Annotated in this window: 11 protein-coding genes; 3 read left to right on the top strand and 8 right to left on the bottom strand. The window is 60.1% G+C overall.

All coding sequences use genetic code 11. The features are described 5' to 3' along the window. Window positions 1-52 precede the first annotated feature (52 nt). The 4 genes from LF252_RS03460 to LF252_RS03445 all read right to left on the bottom strand — a co-directional run bounded on the left by LF252_RS03460 (window position 53) and on the right by LF252_RS03445 (window position 5,264). A complete protein-coding gene (locus LF252_RS03460) occupies window positions 53-295 on the bottom strand; it encodes a DUF2905 domain-containing protein (RefSeq protein ID WP_226267581.1) in 243 nt (80 codons plus the stop codon). Beyond that, on the bottom strand, window positions 292-1,185 hold the full coding sequence (locus tag LF252_RS03455) for a hypothetical protein (protein ID WP_226267580.1): 894 nt from the start codon (window positions 1,183-1,185) through the stop codon (window positions 292-294). The genes LF252_RS03460 and LF252_RS03455 overlap by 4 nt, the downstream gene beginning before the upstream one ends. Window positions 1,186-1,240: 55 nt before the next feature. Beyond that, the gene (locus LF252_RS03450) at window positions 1,241-3,787 is read right to left on the bottom strand and encodes a type IA DNA topoisomerase (RefSeq protein WP_226267579.1); all 2,547 of its coding nucleotides are present in this window, start codon (window positions 3,785-3,787) and stop codon (window positions 1,241-1,243) included. Between the two features lie 127 nt (window positions 3,788-3,914). Further along, window positions 3,915-5,264: a M20/M25/M40 family metallo-hydrolase gene (locus tag LF252_RS03445; protein ID WP_226267558.1), complete on the bottom strand. Its 1,350-nt coding sequence runs from the start codon at window positions 5,262-5,264 to the stop codon at window positions 3,915-3,917. A gap of 99 nt (window positions 5,265-5,363) precedes the next feature. Here LF252_RS03445 and LF252_RS03440 point away from each other — a divergent pair, with 99 nt between their 5' ends. Then, window positions 5,364-5,807: an META domain-containing protein gene (locus LF252_RS03440; RefSeq protein ID WP_226267557.1), complete on the top strand. Its 444-nt coding sequence runs from the start codon at window positions 5,364-5,366 to the stop codon at window positions 5,805-5,807. 84 nt (window positions 5,808-5,891) lie between these two features. Here LF252_RS03440 and LF252_RS03435 read toward each other — a convergent pair whose 3' ends face one another. From LF252_RS03435 to rhuM, 3 genes are all read right to left on the bottom strand, one after another. Continuing rightward, entirely contained in the window at window positions 5,892-6,635 is a 744-nt protein-coding gene (locus tag LF252_RS03435; RefSeq protein ID WP_226267556.1) for a hypothetical protein, read from the bottom strand. Between the two features lie 54 nt (window positions 6,636-6,689). Next, complete coding sequence (locus LF252_RS03430) at window positions 6,690-10,139, bottom strand: pyruvate carboxylase (RefSeq protein ID WP_226267554.1); 3,450 nt, start codon at window positions 10,137-10,139, stop codon at window positions 6,690-6,692. Between the two features lie 237 nt (window positions 10,140-10,376). After that, window positions 10,377-11,354, bottom strand: coding sequence for a virulence protein RhuM/Fic/DOC family protein (rhuM, locus tag LF252_RS03425; protein ID WP_226267552.1), 978 nt, complete (start codon window positions 11,352-11,354; stop codon window positions 10,377-10,379). Window positions 11,355-11,514: 160 nt separating this feature from the next. On the opposite strand from rhuM, the gene LF252_RS03420 reads away from it, so the two are divergent. Next, a complete protein-coding gene (locus LF252_RS03420; protein WP_226267550.1) occupies window positions 11,515-12,228 on the top strand; it encodes an SDR family NAD(P)-dependent oxidoreductase in 714 nt (237 codons plus the stop codon). A gap of 101 nt (window positions 12,229-12,329) precedes the next feature. Here LF252_RS03420 and LF252_RS03415 read toward each other — a convergent pair whose 3' ends face one another. Then, a complete protein-coding gene (locus LF252_RS03415) occupies window positions 12,330-14,423 on the bottom strand; it encodes a T9SS type A sorting domain-containing protein (protein WP_226267548.1) in 2,094 nt (697 codons plus the stop codon). Window positions 14,424-14,611: 188 nt separating this feature from the next. On the opposite strand from LF252_RS03415, the gene LF252_RS03410 reads away from it, so the two are divergent. Further along, window positions 14,612-15,280: a TetR/AcrR family transcriptional regulator gene (locus tag LF252_RS03410; RefSeq protein WP_226267546.1), complete on the top strand. Its 669-nt coding sequence runs from the start codon at window positions 14,612-14,614 to the stop codon at window positions 15,278-15,280. Window positions 15,281-15,357: the final 77 nt, after the last annotated feature.

Raw genomic sequence — 15,357 nt, 5'->3', positions numbered from 1 at the left:
GTAGCGGCGGCGTAATTTACTGCCCGCTGGCCGGTTCAATCCTCCCAGGCTGCTACCCGCCCAGCTTCCGCACCAGCCACAGCAACGCGCTCAGCCCCGCACTCACCAGCAGCATCGACGCCCAGGGCACGTACAGCCGGAAGCCCGGCCGCTCCACCCGCACATCGCCCGGCAGCCGCCCGAACCAGCCCAGCAGGCTACCGCCGCCCAGCCACAGCAGCGCCCCCAGCACCATCAGGCCCAGGCCGAGCAGGAACAAGGTTTTACCAAGGTGGGGAGGCACGGGAATCATCATTTCTTGGGTGGTTCCCAGTTCTGTGTTTTGCGCAGAGACTCCAGTAGCGTGTATAGACGAGTTAACCCAAATGAGGCTATGCCGCCATTATCATCTGCTTGCAAACGGCGTCCATCAGCATACTTAACACGTAGCACAATGTATGGCACATGGTTGTGGCCAATTCGATAGGTGCTTTTCAGCTTATCTGGTTGCAGATAATTTACCAACTCACTCAACTGTTGTTGTGCGGGGCTATTGAGCTTAGCGGTGAGATTCTCACACTTCTGCTTAGCCTCATCCAATACCGGGTACTCGCAGGAATGATAGGTGACACTATCCTGAGGTCCAATGCCAATTGCTATTTCCTCAACCTCATGGTAGGCAAAGTGAGAGGTATACAGCAGACTATCCATTTTGGTGCACGTGGGAGTAGAATTATACTCAACTAATCCTCCAAAACGATAGGTCAGCAGGAATTGCTGACGGCCATCTTCCTCTAATGGTTCCGTGATTAGAAAGGGCTTATCATAGTCCGCATACACAATCAGCGGCTGGGCACCTTGGTAAACAATGCGCGCTACCGGACAATATCGGTAAAACTGTCGGCCAAAATCTTCTAGTACCAGACTGTCACCCATGTCCAACACGCAGATAACTTTGCTTTCATCATCGTAGTGGGTGCCGGTTATCAGCAGATCAATCAAGCCATTTCCATCAACATCTGCTTTCTCCCACGCCTTGATTTTCTCTCGTTGATAGATTTTTCGTACCCGCTTATCCTCGAACCGAAGGTGGAAATCTACTTTGAAATTCTTATAGTAATCATCCAGCGACCTTACTACTTGCTGCACGGCAGCATCGGAGTTTAATTTGGCTAATTTCCCTTGGACCTGAGCTAAAACAGTCACACTAGAAACCAGTAGTAGTATAAATACGCAGCACGTTTTCAGCATAGCATAAGGCTTACCCCTTATTATCAAACACTGGCTCAATGCGTCCATCGGCCCCAACTTGTAGGGCGGCTTCGTAGCGGTTGCCGGTTTTGCTGGAGATGAAGCCGCGGATGACGCCGGTTTTGCCTTTGCGCAGGAGCTGGTTCATCTGGGCGTCGGTGAGGGTTTTGCCGCCCCACTCGAACGGGGCCCGGAACTGGCAGTCCTCGCGGAAGCGGGAGCAGCCCCAGGCGCTTTTGCCCTTCAGCATCTGGCCCAGGCGGCATACCGGGCAGGGTATCTGGCCGGGGTCCTGCGGGGTAGTGGGCTTGCTTTCGGCGGCGCGCACCAGTTCCAGCGTCCGGGCGGGCGTGAGCCGGATGGCAGCCCCGAACTTGTTGCCGGCATCATCCAGGAAGCCCTGCATTACCTGCGTGCGACCTTTCTTGAGCAGGTCGCCCACCTGCTTATCGGTGAACTTCTTACCTTCAAACTCTACTGGCATCCGAAACTGGCATCCCTCCTTCCAGCGGGAGCAGCCAAATGCTGATTTTCCGCGCAACACGTGCCCACCACCGCAGGCCGGACATGGGCCCAAGGCTCCTGGCATGGCCGACGTAGCGGCAACGGCCGGGGTTGGGCGAGCAGATGCCGATTTACCAGCGGCAGGCACTGTCTGCCCGGCATTGGCCACTGTTACGGCGCGGCCAGAGCCGTCGTGCTTTACTTCCAGCACCATCTCGCGCACCAGCTGCTTCAGCTCGCCCAGAAACTGCTCCTGGTCGAGCTGGCCGCCTTCAATCTGGCGCAGTTTCCGCTCCCACTGCCCCGTCAGCTCCGCCGACTTCAGCGTGGGGTTGCGGATGAGCCCAATCAGTTCCACGCCGGTGGGTGTGGGCACAATCTTCTTCCGGTCGCGGCGGATGTAGCCGCGCTTGAACAGGGTTTCGATGATGGCGGCGCGGGTGGAGGGGCGGCCGATGCCGTTTTCCTTCATAGCCTGGCGCAGCTCCTCATCGTCCACGTTGCGGCCGGCGGTTTCCATGCCCCGCAGCAGCATCGCCTCCGAGTATTCGCGCGGGGGCTGGGTTTGCTTGGCGTCGAGGCGGGGTTTGTGAGGGCCGGTTTCGTCCTTCTGGAAGCTGGGCAGCACGGTGCTCACCACGTCGTCGTCGCCTTCACCGGCAGCTTTGGGAGCCGAAGGAGCCTGCTGCTTCTCCGGGTCGCCGTACACTTCGCGCCAGCCGGGGCTCAGAATCTGCCGGCCCCGCACCCGGAACGTGCGCCCGGCCACGTCGGCCGTCACGGTGGTGTTCGACACCTCGCAATCGGGGTAAAATGCGGCCAGGAAGCGGCGCACAATGATGTCGTACACCTGCTGCTCGGTGCCGTGCAGGCTGCCCGCGCTGGCCCCGGTGGGGATGATGGCATGGTGGTCCGTCACCTTCTGGTTGTTGAATACCTTGGTGCTCTTGCGGATTTTGCCGCCCGCCAGCAGCGGGGCCGCCAGGGCCGCGTGCACGCCGCCCAACCCGCGCAGAATGGCGGGAATTTTGGGGTACTGGTCGTCGGGCAGGAAGGTGGTATCCACGCGGGGGTAGCTCACCACTTTCTTCTCGTAAAGGCCCTGCACGGTTTTGAGCGTGTCCTCGGCCGAGAGGCCCAGCTGGTTGTTGCACTGCACCTGCAGGGAGGTGAGGTCGAACAGCGCGGGCGGACTCTCCAGCGCCTTCTTGATTTCCACGTTCGTTACCGTGAGGGGCTGGCCAGTTACCTGGGCCAGGGCGGCGTCGGCTTCTTCCTGGGTCACGAAGTAGCCGCGGGCTTTCAGGCGGGCCTTTTCGTCGGGCTCGTCGTCGTCCTTGCCTTTTTTCACCACGGCCACGTGGCTGAACATCGTGCCCCGGTACTCGGTGCGCAGCACCCAGTACGGCTCGGGCCGGAAGTTCTGAATTTCGTGGTAGCGGTCCACCAACAGCGCCAGCGTGGGCGTTTGCACCCGCCCGATGCTGAGCACCTGCCGCTGCCCGGGCGCGTACTTGAGCGTGAACAACCGGGTAGCGTTCAGGCCCAGCAGCCAGTCGCCCACGGCGCGGCTCTTGCCGGCCTGGTACAGCGAGTCGAACTCCGAACCTTCGCGCAGGTTCTGGAAGCCCTGGCGGATGGCTTCTTCGGTGAGCGAGGAAATCCAGAGGCGCTTGGTGGGCTTGCGGTATTTGGCCTCCAGCAGCACCCAGCGCTGAATCACCTCCCCTTCCTGCCCGGCGTCGCCGCAGTTGATGACTTCCTCGGCGGAGGCCAGCAGGTTTTTAATCACGTTGAACTGCCGCACCACGCCGTCGTCGCGGCGCATGAGCTTGATGCCAAACTGCTCGGGCAGCATGGGCAAATCGTGAATGCTCCAGCGCTTCCACTCGGGGCGGTAGTCCTCGGGCTCGCGCAGCTGGCAGAAGTGGCCGAACGTCCAGGTTACCTGGTAGCCGTTGCCCTCGAAGTAGCCGTCCATTTTGCGGTTGGCCCCCAGCACCTGGGCAATTTCGCGGGCCACGCTGGGCTTTTCGGCAATGCAAACTTTCACTCGTAGCGGATTGGTTGAAATACACTGGCCGGGGCCAGCAGGGAATCAACAAAGATAACGGGGAGAAAAGTCCGGTGCACTGGACTCTTCTCCCCGTTTTTGAGCACCAAGGCCCGTTTGAGCCGCGCTACTGCTTCACCGTTTCCGGCGCAATGCGGGTGGGCGTCTGCTGGCCGCTGATGATGCCGCCGGCGGCCCGACCAATGGCGGTAATAACGGCCGTCATGTTGGGCAGGTCCAGGCTTTCCACCTCGTCGTCCACCGAGTGGTACTTCTTATCGGTCGGAATCTGGTCGGTGCTGATGGTGTGGGCCGGTACGCCCAGGCGGGCCAGGGTGGCGTTGTCGGAGCGGTAGAACAGGTTTTGCTCGGGGTACGGGTCGGGCTCGAAGCGGAACACCGTGCCTTTAGCGTTATCCTGCAGCATCTTGCCGAAGTCGGACCGGTCGAAGCCGGTGATGAAGGCGGTGTTGGGGCCGAACTTGGCCTGCTTACCAATCATTTCGATGTTGAACATGGCCACCACGTTCTTGGGGTCGAGCTGCTTGGAGAAGTAACGCGCTCCGAAACCACCAATTTCTTCGGCCGTGAAAGCCACGAACACCAGCGGGCGGGCGTTGTCGTTTTTCTTCTTGAAGTACTCGGCCAAAGCCACCACGGCGGTAGTGCCGCTGGCGTCATCGTCGGCCCCGTTGGCAATGGAGTCGCCGGCCACGGCAGGCAGGAAACCCAGGTGGTCGTAGTGGCCACTGAACACTACCTGCTCCGAGGCGCGGCCGGCATCCTTACCGGGCAGCACGCCCACCACGTTGCGCAGCTCCACGGTGCGGATGGTGGTAGTAGCCGCCACCTGAAACTTCAGGGGCGTGGCGGCTGGCGGGGCCAGAATCAGCAGGGTAGTAAACGGCGCGGGTTTTTCGGCCCGTAGGCCACCGTGCTTCACGTAGCCGGCTACCCGGTTGAAAGCCGCTGCCTGCACGGGGTCGATGAATACAATGGTGTTTTCCTTGGGGTCCAGCAGCGGGCGGATTTCCTTCATCAGGTTATCCTGCGGGCCCACGGTTACCACCCGGGCTGCTGGCTCATCGGCCTCCGTCCAGTTGAGGTGGGGCTGACCCGAAATTAGCACCATTTTATCAGAGGCTACTTTTGCGCCGTTGATAGTGACGAAAGCGGCGGCCGTGCGGGCTTCGTAGGCCGGAAACGTCTGCATGAAACTCTGCAAACCGGGCAACGCCTCCAGGCCGATACGCTGGAATTCGGCCGCCAGAAACTCAGCGGCTTTTACGCTGCCGGGCTTGCCGGTAGCGCGGCCCTGCATATCGTCGGCAGCCAGGGTACGGATGATGCGCTCCACGGTGGCTTGGGGCACGCTGGCATCGGCGGGAGGCGTTACCGGCTTTTTCGGAGTTTTCTGGGCAAGAACCTGAGTAGCAAACAGAGCGAGGAACAGAACGAAGGGGGGAATTTTTCGCATACCGCAAAATAACCATTTTGTTCTTTACCCGGTACAATTTGTTTGCCACAAAAAAGTCAACATTTTTTGTCCTCTTATCACCCGCCTGCACCCTTGCTTATGCTTCGTTACAGCCCGTTTTTCTTTTTGCTACTGACTGCCTGCCAAACTACCGCGCCAGCCACGGAAACTACCACCTCAGCACAAGCTGCACCAACCACGGAACTGCGCGGTACCAAGTGGGTTTTGCACTCCCTTGCCGGGCAGCCGGTACAGCCAACTTCTACCAAAGAGCTCTACCTACTCATCAGCCCAGACCAGCCGCAGGCGGAAGGCCAAGCCTCCTGCAACCGGTTCAGAGGACCGGTGGAACTGCCCGCCGCGCAGCAGCTGCGGTTTGGCGCGCTGATGTCGACGCGCATGGCCTGCCCGGATCTGGCCATTGAAACCAGCTTCACCAATGCGCTTACCAACACGCGCACGTACCAAATCAGCCGGGATACGCTGCGCCTATACGGTGAGCCAGCAGCCGGCCCGCTGGCTGAGCTACACCAAGGCCGCTAAAAACCCAGTAAAAACCACATCCGGCCCCGGCTGCCTTCAGTTAGGCTAGCCGGGGCCGGACGTGGTTTTTATAAGTATCTGCGCCTATTTTGTATCAGCGGCTTTTGTATCAACGGCGGCCAATACGGCTACCCATTCGGCTTCCGTTTTGGCCTGGCTGGCGCCGGGAGCACCCTTCAGCTTGAGCTCCGGGGCTGCAGCTTGTAGTTCCTTCAGGCTCAGCTTAACGGGCTCCAGTTTCTTGTCGGGACGCAGCAGAAAGTAGGTCACTTTATCATCAATACGGTCATACCGCTCGCCGGCATTGTAGGCGCCTTGGTAGTTGGCCTTTTGCAGGGATTTGTGCAGGCGCTTCAGCAGCGTGTAGTTGCCGCTGTAGAGCACCTCCACATATTCGCCCCGTTGAGTTGGCTCAGGAGCTTCCAGAAAACGCCGGAACGTACGCTGCCGGGCCGGCTGCCCACCCTTGGCCGGCACTGTCAGCTCGAAGCTGGCTAGTCTCCGGTCATCCAGTACCAGGGAGTCGCGGCGGTTCAGCGGCTGCATCAGCAAACGATGGTTGAGCACATCGTACTTCAGCGGTACGGGAGCCAAAGGAATGCCGGTTGTCATGCGCAGGCGTGCGGACAGCCACCGGTTGTCCACGTAGGGCGTACCAATAGTACCATAGGCATCACCCCGTGGCACCACGGCAGCCCCACCGCTTACCAACGCGTCCAGATTTGCCTGCGCAGCGGTACCAACCTGCCCGATGGGAATTTGCTGTGCATACGCCGCCGAGGCTAAGACCAACATGGAGGCCACCAAAGAAAACCGAATAGATAGCATAGTAAAGCGCTTTAATTTCTACCCAAGCTAGTGGTTTTCGCGGCAGCAAACACGCTACCCCAGCGTCAGCACCAAATCGTCGGCGTTTACCAGGCTGCCCTCGTGCAGATTTACGGCCTGCACCGTGGTATCATCAGGGGCGGTGATGGTGGTTTCCATCTTCATGGCTTCGATGATGAACAAGGGCGTGTTCTTGCGCACGGGCTGGCCGCTTTCCACCAGTACTTTGCTTAGCAAGCCCTGCAGCGGCGCGCCCAGCTGGCGGGGGTTGCCCTTATCGGCCTTGGGGTTCTGCACGCGCTTCACTTCCACCGAGGTGTCCCGGATTTCGAGGTTGCGCGTCTGGCCGTTGAGGGTGAAGAAGATGGTGCGGCAGCCGTCCTCATTTACCGGCCCGATGCTCTGCAGGCCCACAATAATGCTTTTGCCCCGGGCAATGTCGATGATGGTTTCCTCGCCGGGCTGCAGGCCGTAGTAGAATACCCGCGTGGGTACTACGGCCACGTCGCCGTACTCCTCGCGGTGCTGCCAGTATTGCTCAAACACCTTCGGGTACAACAGCCACGACAGCACATCGGTGAACTTACCGCGGCGGCCGAATTTCTCGGCGAACCGGGCTTCCTCGGCCCCGAAATCAATGGGGGCCAGGTGCTCGTTGGGGCGGTCGGTGAAGGGCTGCTCGTCTTTGAGAATCACCTGCTGCACCTCGCGGGGCCAGCCGCCCTCGGGCTGCCCGATGTCGCCCCGGAACAGGTCGCGCACCGACTCGGGGAAGTTGAGGGTGTGGCCTTTCTCCAGCACGTCGCGGGTGGTGAGGTTGTTGCTGACCAGGAACAGGGCCATGTCGCCGACTACCTTCGAGGAGGGCGTCACCTTCACAATATCCCCAAACAGCTGGTTCACTTCTGCAAAGGTGGTTTTCACGGTTTCGAACTTATCCAGCAAGCCCAGCGAAGCCGCCTGGGGCCGCAGGTTGGAGTACTGCCCGCCCGGAATCTCGTGCTGGAACACCTCCGAGGTGCCCGCCTTCAGCCCCGACTCGAAGGGGTAGTAATACTCGCGCACGGTTTCCCAGTAGTTGCTGAACTCGTTGAGCGACTCCTGGTTGAACTCCCGGTGGCGCTCCTGGCCGCGCAGCATCTCCACCACGGCGTTGAAGTTGGGCTGCGAGGTCAGGCCCGACAGCGCGCCCAGGGCCACGTCAATCACGTCTACGCCGGCTTCCACGGCCTTCAGGTAGGTGGCGGGCTGCAGGGAGCTGGTGTCGTGGGTGTGCAGGTGAATGGGCAGGCTCACGGTGTCGCGCAGGGCCGTAATCAGCTCAGTGGCGGCATAGGGCTTCAGCAGCCCGGCCATGTCCTTGATGCACAGGATATGAGCCCCGGCGTCCTCAATCTGCCGGGCCAGGCGCAGGTAGTACTCCAGGTTGTACTTCTGGTTGCGCTGGGGGTCCAGAATGTCGCCGGTGTAGCAGATGCAGGCCTCGGCCAGCCGGTCGGTGCGGTTGCGCACGAAACCGATGCAGGCCTCCATCCCCTTCATCCAGTTAAGCGAGTCGAAGATGCGGAACACGTCGATGCCGGTTTCGGCGGCCTGCTCCACAAATCGCTCCGTCAGGTTGTCGGGGTAGGCTTTGTAGCCCACACCGTTGGCCCCGCGGATGAGCATCTGCAGCAGGATGTTGGGCACGGCGGCGCGCAGCTTGGCCAGCCGCTCCCAGGGGTCTTCGTGCAGGAAGCGCAGGGCCACATCGAACGTAGCTCCGCCCCAGCATTCCAGGGAGAAGGTTTGCGGGTGCTGGCGGGCGTAGCGCTCAGCCACCTTCAGCATGTCGAAGGTGCGCATGCGGGTAGCCAGCAGGCTCTGGTGGGCGTCGCGCAGGGTGGTGTCGGTGTAGTGGATCTGGCGTTCGGCCCGCAGCCACTTGGCAAACTCGTCGGGGCCCAGCTCGGTGAGCTTGTCCTTGGTACCGGGCTGCAGCGGGGCGGTGGGGTCGTAGTGCGGCAGACGGGGCTTGCGCAGGTCGCGCTTGGGGTCCACGAGGCCGCGCACATCGGGGTTGCCGTTCACAATCACGTCGCCGAGGAAGCTGAGCACCTTGGTGGCGCGGTCCTGGCGGGGCTTGAACTTGAACAGTTCCTGGTGGTCTTTGATGAAGTCCACGTTGGCCTCGCCCGCCATGAACACGGGGTGGGCAATGATGTTCTGCAGAAACTGAATGTTGGTGCTCACCCCCCGCACCCGGAACTCGTCGAGAGAACGGGCCATCTTCTGGGCCGCACCTTCCAGCGTGGGCGCGTGGGCCGACACCTTCACCAGCAACGAGTCAAAGAACGGCGACACCTTCACGCCCTGGTACACCGAGCCCTGGTCGAGGCGGATACCGAAGCCGCCCGCCGAGCGGTAGGCCGTGATGGTGCCGTAGTCGGGCTTGAAATCCTGCTCGGGGTCCTCGGTGGTGATGCGGCACTGAATGGCGTAGCCCATCTTCAGGGGCGTAATGTCCGGCCCCAGCCCGATTTCGGCGTCGGTGAGGCGGCGGCCGTCGGCAATGTAGAGCTGGGTTTTGATGAGGTCTACGCCGGTTATCATTTCCGTCACGGTGTGCTCCACCTGAATGCGCGGGTTCACCTCGATGAAGTAGATGCGGTCCTGCTCGGGGTTCACCAGGAATTCCACGGTACCCACGTTGTTGTAGTTCACGGCCCGGCCCAGGCGCAGCGCGTACTCGTACAGCAGGTGGCGCAGGTGGTCGGGCAGGTGCAGGGACGGGGCCACTTCCACCACTTTCTGGTAGCGGCGCTGCACCGAGCAGTCACGCTCGTAGAGGTGGGTGAGGCCACCGTAGTTGTCGGCCACCAGCTGCACCTCAATGTGCTTGGGCCGCTCCACAAACTTCTCCAGGAACACGGTATCGTCGCCAAAGGCTTTCAGGGCCTCGTTGCGGGCCTCAAAGAAGCCTTTTTCCAGCTGTTCATCGTCGCGGATTACGCGCATGCCCCGGCCCCCGCCCCCGCTGGCCGCTTTCAGCATCACGGGGTAGCCAATGCGGTGAGCTTCCGCCAGAGCCACGTCGAGGTCCGTCAAATCCTGCTCGCTGCTTTCGATGATGGGCACCTGGCACTCCACGGCTACCCGCTTGGCGGCTACCTTATCGCCGAGGGCTTCCATCACTTCCGGCCGCGGGCCCACGAAGATGATGCCTTCCTCGCGGCAGCGCCGGGCCAGGGTGGCGTTTTCGCTCAGGAAGCCGTAGCCGGGGTGAATGGCGTCGGCCCCGTTCTCCTTGGCCACGCGCAGGATGGCCTCAATATCGAGGTAGGGCTTCAGCGGCTCATCGTCGCGGCCCACCTGGTAGGCCTCATCGGCCTTGTAACGGTGCAGGGAGTAGCGGTCCTCGTAGGTGTAGATGGCAACGGTCTGGATGCCCAGCTCGGTGGCGGCGCGCAGCACGCGAATGGCAATTTCGCCCCGGTTGGCGACCAGCAGTTTGCGGATGTTCATCGGTTTCAGGAGAAGGTGAAAGGTGGAACAGGGAAGCGGTGCAAGCTACGCAACGGGGCGGTAATCGTTAGCGAATTTTTGCTGAAAGTTTATTTTTCGCAATAGTAAGTACAGTGAAATGTTAGCTGGATAAACGCGGCAATTCACGTATCTGCGTTGTGGATGTTGTTTAGGCTGAGTAGATTGGGTCGTTCAGTGTGAGAGGCACGCGAAGTGTCGCGTTTCTACAGCGCGTCGTTAGTTTTCCTGATTGATAAGATTGACTACCAGCTTCACCATCACATCCTTGTCCTCCGGCTTACTTTCGGCAATGAGCAGGGTCAGGGCCACCAGGGCATTGTCGGCGAGGCGGCGGGAGCCGTCGGGTTTGTAGAGGCAGTGGTTCTTATCCATGAACCACACGAACAGGAAGGCCGCGATGCGCTTATTGCCATCGGAAAAGGAATGGTTTTTCACCACAAAATAGAGCAGGTGAGCCGCTTTTTCCTCCACGCTGGGGTACAGCTCTACGCCGTCAAAACTCTGGTAAATCGTGCGCACGGAACTTTGGAACGACTCGTCCTTTTCCCGCCCGAACAGCACGCTGCCACCGAACTGCTGGCGCAGGCCATCCACAGCCTGCAGGGCGGCTTCGTAAGTCAGCTCGAAGGGTGTATCGGGCGAGGTGGCCGTGATGCGCAGGCGCTGGTGGTCGTACTGGTCGAGCACGTCGAGGGCCCGGGCGTAGTCGCTGAGCACCCGCAGCAGGGCCGTGGTCTGGTCGGGCGTCAGTTCCTGGTTTTCCAGCAGCTCGCCCTGCAGCCGCAGCAGCCGCTTGAGTTCGGTAAGCTGACGGGCGTTTTCGCGCAGGCGCTTCTCGTTCAGCACGAAGCCCTGCACCAAGTACTGCCGCAGCACCTGCGTGGCCCACTGCCGGAACTGCGTACCCTGCCGGGAGTTCACCCGGTACCCGACGGAGATGATAACGTCGAGGTTGTAGTAGGTCACGGGCTTGTCGGAAAAAGCAATGTGCATTTTTTGCACATTGCTTTCTTCGTCCAGTTCACCAGTCTGAAAAACAGTGCGCAAGTGCTTGGTAATCACACTTCGCTCCCGGCCAAATAGCTCCGCCATCTGGGCCTGGGTGAGCCAGACGGTTTCGTTCTGTAGGTGCACTTCCAGCCGGGCGTGGCCGTCGGCCGATTGATAGAGGAGGATATCCGGAGTGGGCTCCATAGCGAGGATACGAACGTAAAACAGGCAGCAACTCAGCAATATGCAGAATCAGCGGCGGGAAGCCAAGCCGGCGGCCACCGCGGCTACGAAAGCCAGCGTCCAAAACTTTCCTGCCACGGTTCAGTTCTGAACCCACTTCCCTACCTCTGACTTTATCCGCATGCAATTCTCCGGCAAGAACATCCTTATCGTGGGCGCTTCCTCGGGCATCGGGCTGGCTACGGCCCGACTGCTGCACGGCCTGGGTGCCAGCCTCTACACGGCTTCCCGCCACCAGTCGGCCGAGCTGGCCGAGCTCAGCACCACCTTTTTGCCCCTTGACGTGACGCAACCCTTCGGTACGGCGCTGGATGCGCTGCCGGAGATGCTGCACGGGGTGGTGTATTGCCCCGGCAACATCAAGCTGCGGCCCTTCGAGCGGATTCCGGTGGAGGATTTTCGCGGAGATTTTGAGTTGAACGTGCTGGGTGCGGTGCAGGTGCTGCAGGCCAGCATAAAGCGGCTGAAGAAGGCCGGCGGGGCCTCGGTAGTACTGTTCAGTACCGTGGCGGCCGATACGGGCATGGCCTTTCATGCCAGCATTGCTACCGCCAAAGCGGCCGTGGAGGGCCTCACCCGCGCCCTGGCCGCCGAGTACGCCGCCAGCAATATCCGGGTGAATGCCGTGGCTCCCTCTCTCACTAATACGCCCCTGGCCGCCGCTCTGCTCAACACCCCTGAAAAGGTCGAAGCCAGCGCCAAGCGCCACCCCTTGCAGCGCATTGGCGAGCCCCAGGATTTGGCCTACATGGCCTCCTTCCTCCTCTCCGACCACAGTTCCTTTATCACCGGCCAAGTGCTGCCCGTGGATGGAGGTATGGGCCGGTTGAAGTAGGGCGTAGCAGATTACAGCAAGCTGCCTGAGTAACCGTAAAAGGCCTCGTCTACTCTTAAGCGAGCAGAGACGAGGCCTTTTACGGTTATCCGGGAAACCTGCTACTCAATCTGCAGCCGCTTGTTCACGTGCAGGCCGTTACCGCGGAACTGCACGAAGTACAATCCAGCCGGCAGCCGATGCGTGTCCAGCGTGGTTTTGAGGCCGGTGCTGCTCATCGTGAGCGTGCGTTGCTGTACCACTTGGCCCAGCCCGTTCACAATGTCACACCGAATAACGCCGCCGGCTCCTATTAAGGGCATTGATACGTGCACATTTTCGCGGGCGGGGTTCGGCACCAGCTCTACCTGCCCAGCCAAAGCGGCTGAGGCACTTGTGGTAACCGTTTGAATAGTCACTGTAATGGTATTGCTGATATTGAATGCCTGACAGGCCCCCGATACCACCAGACGGCGGAAGTAAGTCGTCTGGCTCAGCAAAGGCGGGTCGTAGCTTTGGCTCACGGCTCCCGCAATGGAAATGAACGTGCTGTTATCAGCCGAGCTTTGCCACTGGTAGCTGTATTGGTTGTTGCCACCGGTGGGCTGGCTTCCAGAAATAGCCCCTGGATCAGCGGGGCCGGTAAATACGGCCGGCTGAGGTGCCGTCAGCGAGTTTCCAGCCAGTACGGGCTGCACTGCTACCGTTACCGTGTTACTGGTGGAAGTCTGCCCACCCGAGCTTACCGTGCGCCGGTAGTAGGTAGTCTGGCTGAGGGTTGGCGGGTCGTAGCTGGCAGCGGTTGCCCCGGCAAGGTTTGCGAAGGCAGTATTATCAGAGGAAGACTGCCACTGGTAGGTGTAGGTACCGTCGCCGCCGGCGGGGACCTGCCCGGTTATTACGCCAGGGTCGCCGCTACCGCAGAAGGCATCGAGCGAGGGGCCGGCAATAGTATTGTTGCTGATGGCGGCTACTGTTACCACAAAACTACCCGACGATGAGGCGGTACCACTGGGCGTGGTAACAGTAACCGGGCCGGTAGTAGCGCCGGCCGGTACCACCGCAGTAATGGAGCTTGATGATATAACGGTAAATGAAGCCGCATCCTTACCATTGAATTTTACAGCCGTAGCGCCCGTAAACTCGCTCCCCGTAATGGTAACGGTGGTGCCTGGGCTACCACTGGCCGGGGCTACCGAAGCAACGGTAGCGGCAGCAGCATTCTGGTAGCGAAAAATCTGCAGGGCGGAACCATCCGTCAGCACGTAGGCGTAATTGCCTACCCCGGCAATGTCATAGGCGGTACCCGTACCGGTTAGGGTTCCTTTTACCGTGGGAGTTCCCGGGTTACTTACATCAAAGGCCTGCAGGGTGAAACTAGACGCGCCGCCGCTGGCAGCAAAATAGCCGTATACCATCGTGCCACTCACGGCAATGTCGCTGAGGGTAGTACCGCTGGGAATGGCTACTGAGCCCTGCGCAACCGGAATTTCGGGCGTGCTCAGGTCGTACACCTGCAGAACTCCGTTCAATACCCCATATCCTTTGTTGCCATTGATGGCTTGGATGTACCCGGTAGTTGACTGGCGAAGGATGGGTTGCTGCGGGTTGCTTACGTCAAACACTTTCAGCACGCTTCCGTCCCGCACGTACGCAATGTTTCCATTCACGGCGGGTTTGCTGATTTGATAAGCATCGAGCGTAACTTTTGCGCCGGGAGTCAGATCGGGGGAAAACGGCTGGAAGTACGTAACGGGTGGCGTACTGGTGGTGCTGGTGGTAATGCACACCACCGTGGCGCTGGCCCCCACATTCAGCGGGTTGCCGGTAATGGTGGTACCCGCCGGAGCACCCGGGGTAGCGGGGTTCTGCAGGCTGAACCCAGTGAGCTGACTGCTGTTGCTGGAGCCAATCCCAAAATTCGTACCGTACAGCCTGTCCCCACCGACTGCTACCTGCCGAATTCGGCTGAACGCGGCGGAGACCGTGCTTTTGGATACCGGCGACTCCGGGCTGGTTATATCTAGCGTTTCGAGGGTATTCGAGCTGAAATTGGCCAGGTACAGGTAGTTGGCTTTGCTGTCCAGGCCGGAGGCCCCGCCACTGGTGGCAATGCTGGTGACCTTCTGTAGGCTTTGCGCACTGGCTGTTTCGGCACTGCACAACGCAATAAGAGCCAGCTGCAGCACGGCTATTCGGTGTAGGTATGTCTTCATAATGAATTAGGAATGAGTATTCGAGTCAGGCTACTTGTAACAGGCCGGCAAAGTTGTCGACTGGCTGGTTAGCCCACGAAATTTTGCATTATTTTTCTATAGCCTGACATTTTAATTTACCGGTTTCCATCCGCAACGTCAGCGGCCGGGTTATACAACTTAATGCCGGATATCCGGGTTATGCTACTATGGAACCGCAACCTACTTCTACCGCCGAATCGGCCGCCGGGCTAAAAGCCCGCATCAAGCAAGCTTACCTGGAATACGTGCAGCGCAAGGGTACGCCCCCAGCCTCCGTGTTTAAGCTTACCGATAAGCTGGGCCTGCCGGAGCAGGAATTCTACCGTTTCTACGCCAATTTCGAGGGCATTGACCGGGAAATCTGGGCCGACTTTGGGCGGGATGCGCGGGCCCTGGCGGCTCAGGAACCCGTGTGGGAGCAGTACGGTAGCCGTGAGAAGCTGCTGGGCTTCTACTACACGCTCCTGGAGTTGCTGAAACGCAACCGCAGCTACGCTCTGCAAAGCCTGCACCGCTCCCTGCACACCATGCCCGGCCTCACGCCCCGCGTGCTCGATGATTTCCGCCAGGAGTTTGAGCTGTTCGTGGGCGAAATTCTGCGGGAAGGCCGCCGCACCGAGGAGGTAGCCAGCCGCCCCCTGGTGCAGGACCAGTATCCGCGCGCCTTCTGGCAGCAGATGCTGTTCGTACTCGGCTTCTTCGCCAAAGATGACACCGTGGATTTTGCCCGCACCGATGCCGCCGTGGAGAAGGCCGTAACCCTGAGCTTCGACCTGGTAGGCCGCAATACCCTGGATTCGGCCATTGATTTCGTGCGGTTTCTGGTGCGGCGGTAAGCCAGAACATTGCTCCGGGCACACATTGCCAGTTGCCATCCTGAGCATGTGGCGAATCAATTGCCTCGTTAATATCC

This window comes from Hymenobacter pini (assembly GCF_020421205.1).
GTDB lineage: Bacteria > Bacteroidota > Bacteroidia > Cytophagales > Hymenobacteraceae > Hymenobacter > Hymenobacter pini.
The sequence above is the reverse complement of the archived record's forward strand: the minus strand, read 5'-3'. Positions and strand labels throughout refer to the sequence as shown.

Coding starts and splice junctions, on each gene's coding strand:
- LF252_RS03460 (WP_226267581.1), bottom strand. CDS start 295: ATGATGATTCCCGTGCCTCCCCACCTTGGTAAAACCTTGTTCCTGCTC.
- LF252_RS03445 (WP_226267558.1), bottom strand. CDS start 5,264: ATGCGAAAAATTCCCCCCTTCGTTCTGTTCCTCGCTCTGTTTGCTACT.
- LF252_RS03440 (WP_226267557.1), top strand. CDS start 5,364: ATGCTTCGTTACAGCCCGTTTTTCTTTTTGCTACTGACTGCCTGCCAA.
- LF252_RS03435 (WP_226267556.1), bottom strand. CDS start 6,635: ATGCTATCTATTCGGTTTTCTTTGGTGGCCTCCATGTTGGTCTTAGCC.
- LF252_RS03430 (WP_226267554.1), bottom strand. CDS start 10,139: ATGAACATCCGCAAACTGCTGGTCGCCAACCGGGGCGAAATTGCCATT.
- rhuM (WP_226267552.1), bottom strand. CDS start 11,354: ATGGAGCCCACTCCGGATATCCTCCTCTATCAATCGGCCGACGGCCAC.
- LF252_RS03420 (WP_226267550.1), top strand. CDS start 11,515: ATGCAATTCTCCGGCAAGAACATCCTTATCGTGGGCGCTTCCTCGGGC.
- LF252_RS03415 (WP_226267548.1), bottom strand. CDS start 14,423: ATGAAGACATACCTACACCGAATAGCCGTGCTGCAGCTGGCTCTTATT.
- LF252_RS03410 (WP_226267546.1), top strand. CDS start 14,612: ATGGAACCGCAACCTACTTCTACCGCCGAATCGGCCGCCGGGCTAAAA.